The sequence below is a fragment of the Burkholderia pyrrocinia genome, assembly GCF_003330765.1.
GTDB lineage: Bacteria > Pseudomonadota > Gammaproteobacteria > Burkholderiales > Burkholderiaceae > Burkholderia > Burkholderia pyrrocinia_B.
Map to the genome: position 1 here is coordinate 2717454 of NZ_CP024902.1, position 16144 is coordinate 2733597.

The 16144-nt window shown below is 62.9% G+C and carries 19 protein-coding genes; 2 read left to right on the forward strand and 17 right to left on the reverse strand.

Going from position 1 to position 16144, the window contains the following annotated elements; all coding sequences use genetic code 11:
• Positions 1 to 291 precede the first annotated feature (291 nt).
• Together istA and istB are read left to right on the forward strand one after the other, a co-directional pair.
• On the forward strand, positions 292 to 1320 hold the full coding sequence (gene istA, locus CUJ89_RS13160) for an IS21 family transposase (protein WP_114175274.1): 1029 nt from the start codon (positions 292 to 294) through the stop codon (positions 1318 to 1320).
• Entirely contained in the window at positions 1317 to 2090 is a 774-nt protein-coding gene (gene istB / locus CUJ89_RS13165; RefSeq protein ID WP_114175276.1) for an IS21-like element ISBcen13 family helper ATPase IstB, read from the forward strand. The genes istA and istB overlap by 4 nt, the downstream gene beginning before the upstream one ends.
• A gap of 157 nt (positions 2091 to 2247) precedes the next feature.
• On the opposite strand, the gene CUJ89_RS13170 is transcribed toward istB, so the two are convergent.
• From CUJ89_RS13170 to CUJ89_RS13250, 17 genes are all read right to left on the reverse strand, one after another.
• On the reverse strand, positions 2248 to 3039 hold the full coding sequence (locus tag CUJ89_RS13170) for a DNA adenine methylase (protein WP_114177697.1): 792 nt from the start codon (positions 3037 to 3039) through the stop codon (positions 2248 to 2250).
• Between the two features lie 167 nt (positions 3040 to 3206).
• Complete coding sequence (locus CUJ89_RS13175) at positions 3207 to 3701, reverse strand: DUF2514 family protein (RefSeq protein ID WP_114177698.1); 495 nt, start codon at positions 3699 to 3701, stop codon at positions 3207 to 3209.
• The gene (locus tag CUJ89_RS13180; protein WP_114177699.1) at positions 3698 to 4192 is read right to left on the reverse strand and encodes a glycoside hydrolase family protein; all 495 of its coding nucleotides are present in this window, start codon (positions 4190 to 4192) and stop codon (positions 3698 to 3700) included. The genes CUJ89_RS13175 and CUJ89_RS13180 overlap by 4 nt, the downstream gene beginning before the upstream one ends.
• Positions 4193 to 4194: 2 nt before the next feature.
• Positions 4195 to 4479: a holin gene (locus tag CUJ89_RS13185; RefSeq protein WP_114177700.1), complete on the reverse strand. Its 285-nt coding sequence runs from the start codon at positions 4477 to 4479 to the stop codon at positions 4195 to 4197.
• Between the two features lie 86 nt (positions 4480 to 4565).
• A complete protein-coding gene (locus tag CUJ89_RS13190) occupies positions 4566 to 5615 on the reverse strand; it encodes a phage late control D family protein (protein ID WP_114177701.1) in 1050 nt (349 codons plus the stop codon).
• 9 nt (positions 5616 to 5624) lie between these two features.
• A complete protein-coding gene (locus CUJ89_RS13195; RefSeq protein ID WP_114177702.1) occupies positions 5625 to 5831 on the reverse strand; it encodes a tail protein X in 207 nt (68 codons plus the stop codon).
• Entirely contained in the window at positions 5806 to 6684 is an 879-nt protein-coding gene (locus tag CUJ89_RS13200; protein WP_114177703.1) for a phage tail protein, read from the reverse strand. The genes CUJ89_RS13195 and CUJ89_RS13200 overlap by 26 nt, the downstream gene beginning before the upstream one ends.
• Positions 6685 to 6696: 12 nt before the next feature.
• Positions 6697 to 9132 carry a phage tail tape measure protein gene (locus CUJ89_RS13205; protein WP_114177704.1) on the reverse strand — a complete coding sequence of 812 codons (2436 nt, stop codon included), beginning with the start codon at positions 9130 to 9132 and terminating at the stop codon, positions 6697 to 6699.
• 80 nt (positions 9133 to 9212) lie between these two features.
• Positions 9213 to 9515, reverse strand: a complete 303-nt coding sequence (locus CUJ89_RS13210) for a phage tail assembly protein (RefSeq protein WP_114177705.1) — start codon at positions 9513 to 9515, stop codon at positions 9213 to 9215.
• Positions 9516 to 9601: 86 nt separating this feature from the next.
• A complete protein-coding gene (locus tag CUJ89_RS13215; protein ID WP_114177706.1) occupies positions 9602 to 10105 on the reverse strand; it encodes a phage major tail tube protein in 504 nt (167 codons plus the stop codon).
• A gap of 10 nt (positions 10106 to 10115) precedes the next feature.
• Complete coding sequence (locus CUJ89_RS13220) at positions 10116 to 11285, reverse strand: phage tail sheath family protein (protein WP_114177707.1); 1170 nt, start codon at positions 11283 to 11285, stop codon at positions 10116 to 10118.
• Between the two features lie 73 nt (positions 11286 to 11358).
• Positions 11359 to 12138, reverse strand: a complete 780-nt coding sequence (locus CUJ89_RS13225) for a tail fiber assembly protein (protein WP_114177708.1) — start codon at positions 12136 to 12138, stop codon at positions 11359 to 11361.
• A 15-nt stretch (positions 12139 to 12153) separates the two neighbouring features.
• Positions 12154 to 14148 (reverse strand): phage tail protein, encoded by a 1995-nt coding sequence (locus CUJ89_RS13230; protein ID WP_114177709.1) that lies wholly within the window; start codon positions 14146 to 14148, stop codon positions 12154 to 12156.
• Positions 14136 to 14714 carry a phage tail protein I gene (locus CUJ89_RS13235; protein WP_114177710.1) on the reverse strand — a complete coding sequence of 193 codons (579 nt, stop codon included), beginning with the start codon at positions 14712 to 14714 and terminating at the stop codon, positions 14136 to 14138. The genes CUJ89_RS13230 and CUJ89_RS13235 overlap by 13 nt, the downstream gene beginning before the upstream one ends.
• A complete protein-coding gene (locus tag CUJ89_RS13240; RefSeq protein WP_114177711.1) occupies positions 14704 to 15600 on the reverse strand; it encodes a baseplate J/gp47 family protein in 897 nt (298 codons plus the stop codon). Before CUJ89_RS13240 ends, CUJ89_RS13235 begins: the two co-directional genes overlap by 11 nt.
• A complete protein-coding gene (locus CUJ89_RS13245) occupies positions 15597 to 15932 on the reverse strand; it encodes a GPW/gp25 family protein (protein WP_114177712.1) in 336 nt (111 codons plus the stop codon). The genes CUJ89_RS13240 and CUJ89_RS13245 overlap by 4 nt, the downstream gene beginning before the upstream one ends.
• A complete protein-coding gene (locus CUJ89_RS13250) occupies positions 15932 to 16132 on the reverse strand; it encodes a hypothetical protein (RefSeq protein WP_114177713.1) in 201 nt (66 codons plus the stop codon). Before CUJ89_RS13250 ends, CUJ89_RS13245 begins: the two co-directional genes overlap by 1 nt.
• Positions 16133 to 16144 lie beyond the last annotated feature (12 nt).

Below are 16144 nucleotides of genomic sequence, written 5' to 3' on the forward strand. Positions count from 1 at the left end.
AATTAATATTGAAGCGTGTAAGCGGTGGGCGAACTCGGACAAGGCAGCTTTCAAGCGCTATGTGACTTACTACTGCAACAACCACCTAGATGGCGAAACGTTTCAAAGTGATTTCATTCACCGACTGAACAACATCATCTCCTCTTTTGGTCTCCCGAACCTAACGGCCTAGCCGACCTCCGAGAATAGCCAGGGCGATTGTTGGGCGCAAAGTAATAATGAGCCACTTCGCGCGAAGTAAATCTGAGCCACCTTTCAGTACAGTCAGCCTTTTGCGCGCAAAGGCTGGCGATGCTCCAGAAGGAACAGTGGATGCAAATCCATGTGCTCAAAGCCCAGGGCGTATCGGAGCGCGAGATCGCGCGGCGCCTGGGTATTTCTCGCAACACGGTGGCGCGGTACCTGTCGGCCGAGGAAGTGCCTCGCTACAAGCCGCGTGAACCGCGACCAACCAAGCTCGGAACGTTCGAGGCGTACATCCTCGAGCGCATGAGCGCGGCAGCACCCGAGGTCATCGCCGCGCCGGCGCTATTGCGCGAGTTGCGTGCGCGCGGCTACGACGGCCAACTGCGAAGCCTGCAGGCCTTCATGAACGCGCATAAGTCCGTGCCGAAGCCGGATCCGGTCGTGAGATTCGAGACCGAGCCCGGCCGGCAGATGCAGTGCGATTTCGTTGTCTTCCGCCGAGGCACCGACCCGCTTTACGCCTTCACCGCCACGCTCGGCTTCAGTCGGTGGCGCTGGGCACGCTTCACCACCGATGAACGCGCCGAGACGCTGGTCGCCTGTCATCATGCGCTGTTCGAAGCCTTGGGTGGCGTTCCTTGCGAGATCCTTTACGACAACGCCAAGACCATCGTTGTCGAGCGCGATGCATATGGCGACGGTCAACACCGCTGGCACGCCGGCATGCTCGATCTGGCCAAGCGGTACGGCTTCCTGCCCAGACTGTGCCAACCGTACCGCGCGCAAACCAAAGGCAAGATCGAGCGATTCCACCGCTATCTGCGTGGCAATTTCTATGTGCCGCTGGCGAGCCAGCTCAAGCAATCCGGCTTAATGCTCGACGCCGTGACTGCGAACGTCGAGGTGAGTAAATGGTTGCGCGACGTGGCCAACCAGCGAGTGCATCCGGTTACAGGGCTGGCACCCGCGATTCTGTTGGAGCAACGAGAACGGGCTTGCTTGCGCGACATGCCAGGCTACGCGGTGCCCCGATTGCCGGCTCGTGCCGTCGCTCGGCCGCGCGTTGATCCCGCGATGTCGATCCAGCACCCGTTGTCCGTCTACCAGCAATTACTGACCGAGGTGCGCGCATGAACTTGCAGCAGGAACGCATCGACGGGCACTGCCAGAGTTTGAAGCTCGAGGGGCTCATGCACCGATACATCGCTCTGGCCAGCGACGCCGCGGCCAAGCAATGGAGTTTCCTCGACTTCCTCGAGAACGCGCTCGCGCACGAACGAGAGACGAGGCAAGTGCGTTCGCGGCAAACACTGGTGCGCATGGCGGGGTTTCCCGCTATCAAGACACTGGATGACTACGACTACAGCTTCGCCGTCGGGGCCCCACGCAAGACGATCGACGAGCTTGCCACCCTGCGCTTCATCGAGCGAGGCGAGAACGCCGTGTTGCTTGGTCCGTCAGGCGTGGGCAAGACGCACCTCGCGATCGCCATCGGATACGCCGCAACGCAGGCCGGCATCAAGACGAAGTTCATTACGGCGGCGGATCTAATGTTGCAGCTCGAGGCCGCACGCCGACAGGAGCGATACGACGCGGTACTTCGACACAACATTCTCGGCCCGAGGTTGCTCATCGTCGACGAGATTGGCTATCTGCCGCTCTCGGGCGATCAGGCCAGCCACTTCTTCCAAATCGTCGCCAAACGCTACGAGCGCGGTTCAATGATCCTGACCAGCAACCTTCCGTTTGCGCAGTGGGACGAAACCTTCGGCGGCAACACCACACTGACTGCAGCGATGCTCGACCGCATCCTGCACCACGCCCACATCATCCAGATCAAAGGAGACAGCTACAGACTGAAACAGCAGCGCCAGGCCGGTCACGTCTGGTCATCGAAGAAGTAACGACTGGCTCAGTTTTACTTTGCGCGATCAGGCGCGAAGTGGCTCAGATTTCAAATGCGTTTGACACGATTGCACCATCGCCCTGACCGAACTCCTAAATTGACGCTCGCGGCCTTCTGGTCAGCGCAGCAAAACTAGGACGCCGAGCGCCCTTTGCCTAGAAAAGTCCAACAGGCTGCGCCGCGTCATCCCAACTGAAGATGATCAGCTCGTTTCGTTCAGCCGCCCTTCCACCTCCACCAACGGTGTATTGAATCGGCACGGTCTCGATATGAAATCCGTCGAACACGCGCCGAATGTCGGGATGGTCGTTGAGGCTCACGATCGCGTGCCCCTTGATCGACCGCAGACACTGCGCCATCTTCTCGTACTCCGAGAACGGAAACGCCACGCCGTACCCTTCCGTCTCGTAATACGGCGGGTCCAAGTAGAACAGCGTATGCGGCCGGTCGTATCGATCGATACAGACTGCCCAATCCAGACGCTCCACGAACGTGTTCGCCAAACGTAGGTGTGCCGCAGACAGTTCCTCCTCGATGCGCAGCAAGTTCAGGCCGGGCGGCGTTGTCGTCGCCGTGCCGAATGACTGCCCTTCCAGCTTCGCCCCAAAGCAACTTTTCTGCAGGTAGTAGAACCGGGCAGCCCGCTGAATATCGGTGAGGGTTTCTGGAAGTGTCTGCTTGAGCCATTCGAACACCTGCCGGCTCGTCAGGGCCCATTTGAATTGCCGCACGAACTCCTCTAGGTGGTGCTGCACGACGCGATACAGATTGATTAGCTCGCCGTTAACATCGTTGACTACCTCGACCTTCGCTGGCGGCCGAAGGAAGTACAGCGCTGCCCCGCCCGCAAACACCTCGACATAGCAATCGTGTGCCGGGAAACGCGGGATGATGTGATCTGCGAGACGGCGTTTGCCGCCGATCCAAGGAATGATGGGAGTTGCCATTGTGAAAGCCGATTTTAAACTTGGTGTAGAATCCGGCCCGCCTACGTAGGTAAGCAGGGCCATGGCTGATTCACTGGCACAAGCAGTGGAAAGGCGGCCGGGCGAATGCGCAAACATTCTCCCGGCCGCCCTGTTTCTTTCGAAGCCTCCCGGCCTCGATTGCCGCGCTACTGCGGCAGGTTGGTTTGTGCGTCGCCGTTCAATGCGTTGTAACTACGCTCGCACTGCTGGCCGGCGATGCCTCGCTCGTCAGCAATCTTCGCCAGCTCTCCCGCGCGGTCGTCAGTCCGGCCGAGCACGTCGGCAAGCAAATCGATGGCGTCGCCGGCTGCCGAGCCTCCGGCGGAAGCGCCGGCACGCCGAACGTCGGCAACGAGCGCGGCGACTTGCTTGCGCAGGCCGTCAGCAGCACCATCGGCAGCGCGAGCATCAGCGCGTGCCTGATCACGTTCTTTCGCAGCATCGGTTGCGATCTCCTGTTGTGCCGCCAACCGGCGGCGAATTTCGTTACGCTCGGTCGTCAGGTCATCGATCTGCCGCGCCTGATCCGCGACCTTCGCGGACTGGTCGGCGTCACGATGCCCCTTGAAATACCCGCAGGCCGATCCGGCAACGATGCCGGCGATGACGAGCAGCCAGATACGCGGATCGATCCATGTCATGCGATCACCTCCCCGCCGGCCGCGCGATACGCGGCCAGCAAATGCTCGATGTCGTTCTCATGCTGGCCGTACCCGGCCCCCGGCAGACTGGCCCATACGTTCGACACCTTCGCGACCGCCTCACGAAACCGCCCGGCATCAATCAACGGCAACGCGCCGTGCTCGCGGAGCTGCTGCAGCGCGTACCTGTCCTGCGACACCGGCCCGAAGTCCGGCAGCTTCATCTGCGCCTGGTAGATCCGCCACCAGCGCGTGAGAATCTGATAGCGGCCGGCCGCCGTCGACGGCACCCGGATCTGCCGGTTGAGAACGTTCGGATGCGTCGCATAGTCCGAGAACAGCAGCGGCCGCGACGACGTCGAACCAACCAACACGTTGTAACCGTCGTCTGACTTCGCCAGCAGCCCCGACCCGATCTCGCTTACCGCGATGGCGTCGAGAAACGCCACACGGTTCTTTCCACCTGCACCGGCCACACTCATTCGTGCCATCTTCATTTCTCCCCAAACAATCGCTTCGCATTCCGACGCAGCAGCACTTCGAGGTACTGCGACCCCACAATGCCGAGCGCACTCCCGAGACCGAGCAGCGCGAGCGGCGGCAGATCCGGGATCTGCAACAGCGCAAGCCCGGCCACCATCGACGTTGCCGATCCCAACACGGCCCGGCCGGCAACGAGCCGAAGCGTCAGTTGCTCCCCGCCTACCAACACCTTCGCGATGCCGATCAATCCGCCCAGGATGATCAGCTCCAGAATCGTCTTTTCGTGGTCTTGCATCGGTTCCCCTTAGCCCGATAAAAAGAAAGGCCGCTCCGGTTGCCCGTGAGCGGCCTGCACATACAGCGCACAACGTGTGACTGGCGTTACTGCGGCGCCGGCACCACCAGATTGATTTTCTTGCCCGGCTTCTTCCCGTGTCCGACCTTCGCCTTCCCCTTGTTCCCTCCGTTCAATGTAACGACCGTGATCCACCCCCGCGACGCGTACGTGTGTTCGACCGACTCGATCAGAAACTCGCCGTCTACGCCGGTCTTGAACCCCTTCAGCGCGATCGTCTTCTCGGCCGACAGATCTGCGCGGCCGCGCATCGTGAGCCTGCTCGTCGACGTGTGCCGATTGAGCGTCGCCAATCGCGACGTCGCACCGGCTTTCGCCGCCTCAGGACTCGCGAATGCGTGGCGCTCGGTATGCACCGCGGACGCACCTGGCGGGGCATCCGGATTCGGTATCGTGAGATCGATCTTCTTCCCCGTCTTGCGGTTGTGCACCTTCGTACGAACGGCCGCGAAGCTCGCGCGATCCGGGAAGTTGATGTCATAGTCGAGCAGATCGCCGGGCGTGAGCGTCACGACCGGCAGCGGCTTGCCGCTCGCGCTCTTGCCGCCACCGCGCGGCAGCACGATCAGCTTGCCGGCCTTGACCGTCGCCGTTGCACCGTACTGCCGAGCCACGCGCGTGATGAAGTGCAGGTCGCTCTCACCGAACTGATCGATACGCGGCACGACGACGTCGACGTCGCACGCGGCCGACCATTTGTTCCGCCGCGCGATGTCGCCGACGATGTCCGCCAGCTTCACATTCGACCAGCTCCCGTATCGTTGCGTTTTCGATGTCGCGCGCATGTTCGCCGGTTTGCCCTTGATAACTACGCTGGCCGGCGGGCCGCGCACGCCGACCTCGTCGACCGCATACTCGCCGAGCATTGACAGCCCCTGCCCCTCCCAGCCGATCGACACCTTCAGCGTCGCGCCCTTCGGTGGAAACTCGATGCGGCCGTCGCGATCGTCGAGCGTGATCGTGCACTCGTCTGCGTCTAGACCGGGTTTGTCGATCGACCGTATCTCCAGCACGCGATCCTGTATCACCTTGGTCACGTCCGCGCCGTTCGCGATGATCTGAAAAATCGCTTCCATCGCACCTCTCTATGTCCAGAGCTGGACCGATTCAACACGCGGCGCTTCGAGATCCGGCAGCAATATCTCGACGCCGGCCGTGAACGGCTGCGCTCGAGCCGCAAGCCCCGGATTCGCGTCGTACACGGCCTCGACCGTTCCCTGCAGCGTCCCGTAATACCGAAAGCAAAGCGTGTCGAGCACGTCGCCGTCAGACGTTCTTAAAGTCTTCGCCATAGCGGCCGAACTCCACCGAGAAAGTTTGCTTGCGCGGCAAGCCGTCGACGAGCAGCGCGTCCTGCTCCTCCTCGATCGACTGCAACAGCCAGCGACCGAGCACTTCGCCGTCGCCCGTCGTGAGCTGCACGGGCTTCATCCGGCCGCCGATCGCCCGCAATCGGTTGATCTGCTTCGTACCGGCCCCGAGCGCCGGGAACACCACGCCCGACAGCGTGATCGTCTCGCCCCCTTCGCTGACCGCCTGCAACGCCTCCTGACGATTCAGACGCTCCTGCGTTGCCACGCGATACCGCGTCGCTCGCCGCAGCTTGTCGTGAGCCGCCGTCGACAGGTTGAAATGGAACGCTTCGCCCGCGTCCGTCGTCATCGACATCAGGTGCGGCGTGCTCGACGTCGCTCCGTCGAACAGTCCAGACAGCATCGAGCCGACGCCTGTCGACTTGATCACGTCCATCACCGCTGAGTCCTTCAGACCGACCGCCGCGTTGAACTGATTCCACGCACCGCCAAGCGCCGACTTCACGCTGTCGGCGGCAGCCTGCACAAGGGGGAAATTCGATCCGTCGACGGCCTTCAGAATCGAGCCGATCGACGCCTGCGTCGCGTTGAAGCTGCGCACGACAGCGCCGACCTGCGGAAACAGATCGGTCGCCACGGACAGCGCGCTCGTCGCGCCTGTCAGCAGCTCGGCCGCGCTGCTCAGATTGCCGGTCGCGAGGCGTTGCAGCACCTCGACCGTCGACATGCTCGCCGCGCGATTCCGATCGAATATGCGGACCATCTGACGCACACGCTCGGTCGCGATACCTGCCTGCGTCGCCGCCCCCGTGATCTGCCGAATCACATCCATTGCACCCTCCCCTTACATATGCGGCGCATCGAACATTGCCGTTCGACTGTTCGCCTTGCGTTGGTGCTCGTCCATCATTCGCGTCAGTTGCGGGCTGACCTGCGCAAGAAACTTGCTCGCCATGTCGGCGTCGTTCGCCTCGATCTTCACGTGGAAGACCGGCGCGAAAGTGTTGGTCTGCTCGATGCGCGGCCCCGGCCGAGCGCCGACACCCGCCCCGTCTGGCGCGAGTGCCTTCGCTTTCGCAATCGCCGCCACGCTCGCAGGCGTGTCGTCCGTCTTGCGGTCCAGCACCTTGCGCGAGATCGCGCTGAACAGCTTGTCGCCGGCAAACGTCCCGACCGCCCCACCGATCACACCGAGCACCGCCGATCCGATCGGCCCGCCGAGCGCACCCACCATCGCGCCGACCTTCGCGCCCATCACGCCACCGGCAAGGCTGCCCGCGATCCCCGCGAACCGGTTCGCCTTCTGCTTGCTGGTGTCCGTGCTCGACGCGACGGCGTACGCCTCGCGTGCCGCCAGACCGAACTTCAGCACCGTGCCCGCCACGGCGAGCTTTCCGGCGTACGGCGCAACACGGCCGAACAACGCCCGGCCAGCGCTGAAGATGCGCCCTATCCGACCAGCCCGAGCAGTAGCACGACGTGCGGCGCGGCCGGCCCGCCCACCGCCGAGCAGATCGCCAAGCCCGCCCCCACCAGCGCCCCCGCCGGGCATGTTGACGACGAACACACGCTGCACACTGCCAGCGGCACCCGCAGCCCCGCCGAGCGCATCGAGCGCCCGCCCAACGACCCCGCCCCGAGCACCGGATCGCCCCGCAGCCGCTCGGCCGCCACGCGCGAGCACCGTGCCGCGTGCGATGTCGAACAAGCCCCGGCCGATGCTCCAAAGTGCCTTTGCCCCACGAGCGGCGATCACTGCCCCCGCGACGCCCACAACAGCGGCCGTCGTTTTCGGGGCAGCGTCTGCCGTCGACTGGATGCCGCTACCGACCGCCTTCGCAGCATCGCCCACGCGATCGGTAATCGGACGAAGCGCGTCGCCGATGCTGCGCATCGCGTCGTCCCATCGCTGCCCGACCTCGCTCCAGATCTGCTTTGACGTCTCACGACGGGCCTCCAGATCCTTCTGGATCTCGCCGCTCGCCTGCTGCGCGTTGCGCTTCAGGTTGCTGTACAGCTCCGCGTTCTGCATATATGCGGTCAGCGCGGCCTTGACCTGCATGTCGTTGAACAGGTCGCCGGTCTTCATCGTCTCGGCGAATGCAGCCATCTGCGCCTGACGCTTGGCCGGGTCCATCTCCGAATTGAACTGCTTCGCCGCCGTCGCGAGCTGCTTCGCCTTGGCCGGATCGACGCGCTCGATGTACGCGCGTGCGAGCACGAACGACGCCTCCAGCGTCGACCAACCCTTGCCGATCGCCTCGCGCATCTTCGCCTGATAGTCGACGCCGGCCTTCGCATAGTTGCGTTCGGTCTCGCCCGAGCCGATCTTCGAGAACCAGTTTTTGAGGTTGTTCGCGGCTTCGTCCGAACTGCCCGCCGTTTTCATCTGCACCTGGAGCATCGCCCCGAGCTGCGTGACGGAATCCTGACCCGTGATACCGATCTTCTTCATTTCGGCGAGCAGGACCGGAAACCATCGCGCCATATCGACGGATTCGAACGACCCTTCCTTGCCGAGATACGCGATCGCTTCCAGCGCCTTCGCCATCTGGCGCGGGTCGACGATCTCCGCGTTTTGCTGCAGCGCTTGGATCATCTTCGCGGTCTCGACCGTCGTCGCGCCTTGGCCGATCGAGAACTTCGCGACCAGCGGCGCGAAGTTGAGCGCCCGATTCAGATCCATGCCGCCCGCGACCATCTGATTGACGGCGTCGGCCAGCTCGTTGCGACCGATACCGTTCGCCCCGGCATCGCGCCGGATACGCGAGCCCATCGCAGCCTCTTCCTGCGTGCGCGCAATGCCCGCCTTGATCGCGATATCGCGAATGATCGCCTGATAGTTCGCGGAGATCGTCGCCGGTACAGCGACGGCAGCCGTCAGCTTCATGGCGTCGCCCACCACACCGCGCCCGGCCTCCTGACCGGCTGCCAGTCGCTCGTACCCGGACGCCTTCAGATCCAGCCCTCGCGTCGTCCGGCCGAGCCGCGCATACGCGCGATCGAGCCGGTCGACCTCGATGCCGGCATCGCGCAACGACTTCAGATTGCTATCCAGCTTGCGACGGATGCCCTCCGCCGCGCTGTCGCCCGTCGACTGCAGCCGGCGGAACTCATCCTGCAGGCGCATCGTCTCGCCGATCTGGCGCTGCCAGAGCCGCGAGTCGTTCGCCCGCTTCTTCATCGCGTCGATCTTCGACGACGTGTCGGTGATCGCCTTCCCGAACGTCGCCGACACGGCCCCGCCGATCACGATGCCAAGCGCTAAGTCTTTCGCCATCCCGGCCCCCTCAATCCGTCAACCACCACAGCATGTCGTCGACCGTCATCTCGTCGATCGACATCGACGACATACCGAACTCACGCACCAGCCGCTTCGCCAGCGCCTTGAGCGTTTTTGGGTCCAGCTTTGCGTACGGGTCGAAAGGAGTAATAGGCGTCCTGCACGCGCTCGTAATCGGCCATATCCATCGCGTCGAGATCGCTCGGCGCAACATCAGCGAGCGACGCGAACAGGATCAGCTCCTGTTCCTCGGCATCGTTAGGCGCGAGCTTCTGCGCACCGCGCATATCGCGCACCTTCGGCCGGCGCATCGTGAAGGTGTCGCATTCGACGCCGTTGAGATTGATCGGATAGTCGAGCTTGACGATGACCTTTTCCATTGCGGTTCCTGAAATGAAAAATGGCGAGCCGTCGGCTCGCCATTGATTGAAGAAAGTAGCTTTGCTACGTGTCCGTCGAATGACGGTTACATGCCGAGACCCTTGCGGACCTCCGCGAATTGGTCGACGCCGTTGATCACGCGCTTGCACGCGAAGACATCGATCTCGTGCACGATCGCACCGGCGACTTCCATCTTGTAGTAGTCGCACGACACGCTGAACTTCGCGTCGACCTTTTCGCCGGGCTTCCATTCGCCCGGATCGACTTCGTACAGCATGCCGCGCAGATATACGGCGACGTTCTTCGTCTTGCCGCGACGGTCCATGAAAACCGCGCGAAAGACACCGTTGAACGCCCCCTGATCCACCAGCCCGAAGAAGCGCAGCACCTCGTATTCCATCGTCGACATTGCGAACGACGCATCGAGCGCTTCCATGCCCTGATCGGTCTTGACCGTCGCGTCCATGCCGCCCGCGCGGAAGTCATCCGTCTTGATCTTCAGTTTCGGCGGCGTCATGCTCGTCGCGCGGCCAGCGTACCCCCGCCCGTCGACGAACGCATTGCAGTTGTGCAGAGTTTCCGGAATCATCGCATCTCCCTTAGATCTGGTTGTCGAGCACTTCGGTCAGCCACTGGTTCGTGACCTCGAAGCGGAAAATCGGGTTCTCGGCCGGCGGGACATCCGTGAAGCGAATATTCCAGTACACCTTGCCGTCTTCGAGCTGGCTCGCCGTGTTCAGCAGCGGGTCCGGGTAGACCTCGAAGTTGATCACGGCGCCCTGACGCTTCAGGTCGCGCATGAACGCCTGCAGGCCCTCGGTAACGTCGCTGACGTACGTCGCCGTGATGCCACGGTCCACCGCCCACTTGTGCCCGGCCTGAACGGCGTCCATCACGATATCGAGCGTGCGCACACGCGTGACGAACTTCCATTTCGGATCGGCCGACAGCGTGCGGTTCCCCCAGAGGCGATAACCGCCGTCGCGAATGATCGTCGTGATGTTCGCGTTGTTGAGCAGGTTCGCGCGGCAGGTCTCGTCGCCGTCGAGGTATTCGATCGGCCGGCCCGTGCCCGTGATCTCGACGATCTCCTTGTTCGACGGCGACGCCCAGAAGCCGATCTTCGCGTCGGTCTGACAGAACAGACCCGCCGTGTACGTCGACGCCGGCAGCGAGATCTCGCCGTTCGTGGCGTTGTCCCATGCCTTCGCGCCGGGGTCGACCATGTACAGGCGCTTGCTGCCGAAATTCTTCGCGTAGGCAATCGCTGCCTCGTCGTCGACGTTCGGGCCGTCGATCACGGCGATCGCTCGCAGCTTGCCGGCGAGCGAGTCCGCCGCCGTCGCGACCGGTTGCTTGGACGTATGCCCAGGTGCGATCAGCAAGCGCGGTTGCGCATTGAAACGCGACTTCGCATCCAGCAGTGCCTGCATGCCGGTGCGTGCGCCGCCGGCCGACACACCCCCGATGATCGCCGACGTGAGCTGCGCAGCATCAGCCGCTGCCGGCACACCAACCGCGATCACCACCGCGCTGCTCTGCGCATAGATCGCACGGGCAGCCCGAGCGATCGCGCTGTTCTCGCCGAACGCTCGGACCGCCTCGCCGGGGCTCGTCAGTTGCACCGGGACATTCGGCTGCGCCAGATCGGGGCCGGGCGTGTAGGTGTCGGCCATGCCAACGACCGACGACGACGGCACCGCAATCGTGCGCGGGCCGCTGTCGACGATGGTCGTCGTGATACCGTGAAAAAAGGAAGTCGCTGCCATGCGGATCTCCGGAAATAAAAAGGCCGCTCATCGAGCGGCCTGAAACAAAACGACGCGAACCGCGTCGGCAAAGTTACTTTTTGATGGGCACGGTGGACGCCTTCGGTTGCTCCGATGCCGTGTCCGCATCGGGCTTCGCCGCTTCATCGGTGCGCACCTGCATCGCGGCATCGGCCGCCGCGCGATCCTCTTCAGCTTGCTTCGCAGCGGCCTCACGCTGCGCAGCCTCCTCCGCTTCACGCGCCGCTCTCTCGGCACGCTCGGCCTCGACCTTCGCGAGAATCGCATCCGGATCGGGTTCGGCCGGCCACGCGATCTCCGCCGGGAAACTCGGCGACTCAACGACACGTACGAGCGCGACCTGATAGTCGGTCCACGCGTCGAACGTCGCTTCTTCGAGATCCGACAGTCGCCCCGTCACCCGCGCATCCGATTTGCCGAGATTCTGCTGACGCGCCTTCTCCAGCCGCGCGAAGAAATCATTCATCGCCAACTCGCGCGCCTTGTCTGCGACGATCTTCTCGTCGACAGTCCATGCCCCGTCGCGCCAGACATGCGTATCGGACGGACGCGGCACTTCGGTCAGCTCAGCGTCTTCCGGCGTCACGCCAGCGACGGTGATCTCGGCAGTCGCTCCGGACTCCGTGCGATAGAGGCGTACACCGCGATAGTCGGGCAGCATCTCCCATTTTTCACCACGCCAGAACGGCCACGTGCGCGGCGGCCGCTCGGGCACCGGCTTAAGCGTACAGAACGCCGGGACCAGATAGCGGCTGGAATTCATCGGATCAACATCGGCGAGAAAGCTGACGATGTATTGCCCTGTCAGGCTGTCGTACTGATTGCAAAGCATGCTCTACCTCACTAATTAGAAAGCGCGAATCATGGCAAGCACGGCGACGTTACGCATACGCGCTTCCGCACCACCGTCTGCCGCGACGCTGATCGCATGCGAGTGGCCACCGCCACCACCGATACCAACGCTGTGGCCGTGTGCTCCGTCACCGGCAATCCCGATGCCCGTGCCTGAAGCAGACGATCCAAAGTCATCGCCTTGACCCCAGTTATACGGGCCGGTGCCCTGCCCGTAGCTCGTACCAACGACCCCGACTCGACCAATTCGTGTCGCGTGCGCGTGGCCGGGATCGTTCACGCCGTGCCCGTGATATCCGTTCGCATCAGTCCAAGCGTTATGCGTGTGATCACCAACTGCGCCGGCCGATGCGCCGTGAGCATGCGAGCGGTTTTGACTGTCCTGCCACGTGCCGACTCGCCGACCGGAATCGGCACCACGCCCCGCGTCCGCACATCGAATTCCCTCACCGCGAAACTCGGGAATTCGAAAGGTTGTCGCACCGTCACCGGTCGAGAACGAACCCCAGTTGCCGTTCGTCCAGTCCTTTTCTTCGACCAGCGCACCGCTTCCCTGTGCGTATGCCCACAAAGCCGGATAGTCGACACGCTTCAACTCCGCGCCATTCAGCGCGAGACAACCGGCACGCGGCGCAGTACGTGCCTCGAAAATGATCTGCCCGATCGAGGCCGACGCAATTGCGTCAACGACGAACGCCGTCGAAGCCGCGTTGCTCGACCGATCTCCAGACGCAGGAGTCGGAACCTGCACAGCGCGATCAAAGATCGTCCCTTTGTTGGCCGTGAACCGGACATTGACCAACCCGTTACACGTCACGCCGAAGTCGCCGTCACCGATGTGGTAGAAGCCGGTATCCGGTGCGCCATCCTTGTCGAATGCAAGTGACGGATTCTGCGGCGTACCTTCAGACAGGAAAATTCGCGCACCTGCCGCGAGCCAAAGCGCCCCCTTCAGGGTTCCACCGAGGTTCAGATCGAGGGGCGTCAGATTGCCCGAATGCCACACTGGCTGACCATCGATGCGAAATGTTCGATTGCCGAAGAAGTACTGAAACGCACCTTTCGATGCCGAATACCATCCGACGGTCTCTGCGTTCGCGTAGAAGTAACCGTCATTCTGGCCAGCGAAGATTCGCCCCTCTCCGCCTCGCTTGATCGCAATGTCGCCGACAACTTCAACGGCGCCACCCAATCGCGTCCCACGCCCCGAATCATCGAGCCTCACCAGCCCGGATTCGAGATCCCACGACAACGGCCGAAAGTCATTCCACGCCCCGTATGGATCTCCTTTGCTTGTCTGGAGCAGATAGAAAGTCCTGTCGTCGTTACGCAGCATCACGCCATAGTCGGCTCCTGCGGCCCGATACTGCCCACCCAACCCTCCCAGATCCATCCCGGACGAACGCACGCCTTGCGAAAAAGACGCACGGTACGCTACCTGCATACCGTCCCGGCCATTGTCAGCCGTCGTGCCGATCAGCAGACGCCCCTCCGGAGTCAGACGCATCCGCTCGGCGCCGCCCGAAATCAGCGCGAGCCAACCACTCGAAACTGCTGGCCCGACGAAGCAGTTGTTGACCTGCACTTCGAAGTGCGAAACCCCCTGCGCACCGATCTGCAAGTACCCGTCTCGCGGCGAGAACATGCCCGTATCCGGATCGCTGTCAAAGCCGAAGCCGGCGTTATTGGCGTTATTTGGCGTGATTGCGCCCGCCTTCGCCTTCAGCACGCCCTTCAATGTGCCGCCCGTAAGCGGCAATTTGTCGGTGCCGAGCGTGTCGACCTGCTTGCCAAGCGCGTCGACACGTTTGTCGTTGGCGTCCGCCCTCTTGTCATTGGCGTCTGCACGGTCTTTGAGGTGCCGCGTCCGATTCGCAAGTTGCTTTGTCGGCACGTTGTCGACCCCATCAGGGCCGCCCTGTACGGGGTCCGACGTCTCGAACTGATAGACCCCGTCCTCCCACTTACTTTCTTCTTTCAGATTGGCCATGTACCGATCACCCCTCGCGTAAATTGACCATTGCGCGTCGCGACACCGTTGTGTCGGATCGCGACCTCAGAAAAGTCGAGCCATGCGAGCCGGCTGCGAGCCGGCGCATAGCGCTCGATTGCCCGCTTCAGGTTCTCGCCCTGATCCCGCGTTACCGCCCGCTGCAGCTTCACGATGTACTCGGCCCACGCGGTCGAGCCACCGTGCAGATATCGACCGTCACGCGTCACCGAGCCGTCTCGGCGCTTGATCTGCCGCCCCTCTTGAATGGCGATCTCGCCGAACCCGAGCCGCCGAACAATTTCGCGGATCGCCCACGGCGTACCCTTCTTCTGGTAGATCGCGAGAGACGACTTGATCAGTGCGCGTCGCGCGTCGTCCGACTCCGCCAGCTCCCATCCGTCGACCGCGAGCGACCATGCGAGCCACGGCAGGAACGCCGCAGGACACCGATCCGCATCCCACAGCGTGCGGATCACATCCGGATCGACGCTCGGGCGCATCACCTGCGCGAGTGCGGCTTCGAGGCTCGTTTGATTCGTTGGCAGCAACGCTTCAGTCGTCATCGTTCACCTTCGGATTCAGCACGATCGATGTGCACCGCGCGAACTGATCGATTGCGCAAACGACATCAGCAGCGGGTGACTTCAGATCGACTCTCACGACACCCGACGCCTTCGGATGCAACGCCCCCGTGACGGCCGATTGCGGCATGCCGACGCGCAGCGCCTCGCCTGCAGCGACTGCAATATCGAGATCCTGCCGACGCGCGGCGAGCACGACACCCGGGTCCGGCCCGCGTCCGACGTACACGTCAGCAACGATCGCGTAATTGATCGGTCGAGCCGGCACGACCAGCAGCTCGTCGTTCAGTGGTCGGCGATCTTCTGGTGATAGCGCACGGCGCACCGTATCGAGCAATGCCGCACTCGCGATTCCATCGTTCGAATACGACTTCACGACCACACGCACCACACCCGGCTCGGGACGATCGACGCGCACGTCGGCGACGTCCGCCGACGCGTCCATCGCAAGCGACCGATACGAACCGAACGGCCCGGCCGTCGACGACCGCTCGATCCCCATCTGCGTGCGCAATCGCAGCCGCTCGTCGCGCTCGTACGTCATCGGAATCGGCGGATGCGCTTCCGGATCGCCGGGATCGACGATCTCCCTCTTGATGTTCCAGAGCGCCGCGAGATGTTCCTGATCCGCGCCCGTGGCATAAGCCAGCAACACGGCGCGACCCACATCGTTCACGCGCGCACGAAACCGCAACTCGTCGTATGCGGCCAGCTCAATCAGCTTCACGACCGGGTCAGACTCAAGGGCAGCCGTCCAATCTGAATAGATGCGCTTGAAGTGCTCCAGCTTGCGCTGGTACACCTCCTCGAAGTCGAGCGTTTCGACGAGATCCGGCGGATCAAGCGCCGACAGATCGATTACTGTCATGTCGTCACCTCAAATACGACGTCATCGCCGTTGTAGCGCCCGGCGATCCGAAAAGTTACTTTGCCGTCCACGACAGACAGCGCGTTCACACGATCGAGCGCGATGCGCGGCTCCCATCGACCGATCGCGCGTGCGGCTTCGGCCTGCGCGGCCGATATCCATCCGCGCGTGACGGGCAGGTCGACCATCGCAGGGAGATCCGAGCCGTAATCGGGGCGCTCGCGGCGGGTTCCCTTGCGCGTACTGAGAATGTCCGCGATGCTCTGCACCAGATGATCGAGTCCGCCGATCAGTCGGCCCGTACGGCGACACATACCGACCAGCGCGACCATCACTGCGCCTTTGTCGGAATACGCTTGAAGCACTCGCGCGATTCGAGATACGCGACATGCTCAGGCTCTGTCACCTCCGTTTTGCCAGCCAGCACGGCAACGTGCGAGCCGTCCGGGAACACGATCACGCGACTGCGGAACTCCGTATCGATGAACGTCACGGGAGCCGTCACCCCGCCTTGCTGTGCGTCTTTCGCCATAACCACCCCCAC

Bases quoted from the DNA above. Each gene is read 5' to 3' on its own strand.
- CUJ89_RS13235 (WP_114177710.1), bottom strand. From the start codon at position 14,714: ATGACGACTGAAGCGTTGCTGCCAACGAATCAAACGAGCCTCGAAGCC.
- CUJ89_RS13245 (WP_114177712.1), bottom strand. From the start codon at position 15,932: ATGGTCGCGCTGGTCGGTATGTGTCGCCGTACGGGCCGACTGATCGGC.
- istB (WP_114175276.1), top strand. From the start codon at position 1,317: ATGAACTTGCAGCAGGAACGCATCGACGGGCACTGCCAGAGTTTGAAG.
- CUJ89_RS13250 (WP_114177713.1), bottom strand. From the start codon at position 16,132: ATGGCGAAAGACGCACAGCAAGGCGGGGTGACGGCTCCCGTGACGTTC.
- CUJ89_RS13230 (WP_114177709.1), bottom strand. From the start codon at position 14,148: ATGGCCAATCTGAAAGAAGAAAGTAAGTGGGAGGACGGGGTCTATCAG.
- CUJ89_RS13200 (WP_114177703.1), bottom strand. From the start codon at position 6,684: ATGGATGTGATTCGGCAGATCACGGGGGCGGCGACGCAGGCAGGTATC.
- CUJ89_RS13170 (WP_114177697.1), bottom strand. From the start codon at position 3,039: ATGGCAACTCCCATCATTCCTTGGATCGGCGGCAAACGCCGTCTCGCA.
- CUJ89_RS13190 (WP_114177701.1), bottom strand. From the start codon at position 5,615: ATGGAAGCGATTTTTCAGATCATCGCGAACGGCGCGGACGTGACCAAG.
- CUJ89_RS13210 (WP_114177705.1), bottom strand. From the start codon at position 9,515: ATGGAAAAGGTCATCGTCAAGCTCGACTATCCGATCAATCTCAACGGC.
- CUJ89_RS13225 (WP_114177708.1), bottom strand. From the start codon at position 12,138: ATGCTTTGCAATCAGTACGACAGCCTGACAGGGCAATACATCGTCAGC.
- CUJ89_RS13175 (WP_114177698.1), bottom strand. From the start codon at position 3,701: ATGACATGGATCGATCCGCGTATCTGGCTGCTCGTCATCGCCGGCATC.
- CUJ89_RS13220 (WP_114177707.1), bottom strand. From the start codon at position 11,285: ATGGCAGCGACTTCCTTTTTTCACGGTATCACGACGACCATCGTCGAC.
- CUJ89_RS13195 (WP_114177702.1), bottom strand. From the start codon at position 5,831: ATGGCGAAGACTTTAAGAACGTCTGACGGCGACGTGCTCGACACGCTT.
- CUJ89_RS13180 (WP_114177699.1), bottom strand. From the start codon at position 4,192: ATGGCACGAATGAGTGTGGCCGGTGCAGGTGGAAAGAACCGTGTGGCG.
- CUJ89_RS13240 (WP_114177711.1), bottom strand. From the start codon at position 15,600: ATGACAGTAATCGATCTGTCGGCGCTTGATCCGCCGGATCTCGTCGAA.
- CUJ89_RS13185 (WP_114177700.1), bottom strand. From the start codon at position 4,479: ATGCAAGACCACGAAAAGACGATTCTGGAGCTGATCATCCTGGGCGGA.
- istA (WP_114175274.1), top strand. From the start codon at position 292: ATGCTCCAGAAGGAACAGTGGATGCAAATCCATGTGCTCAAAGCCCAG.
- CUJ89_RS13205 (WP_114177704.1), bottom strand. From the start codon at position 9,132: ATGGCGAAAGACTTAGCGCTTGGCATCGTGATCGGCGGGGCCGTGTCG.
- CUJ89_RS13215 (WP_114177706.1), bottom strand. From the start codon at position 10,105: ATGATTCCGGAAACTCTGCACAACTGCAATGCGTTCGTCGACGGGCGG.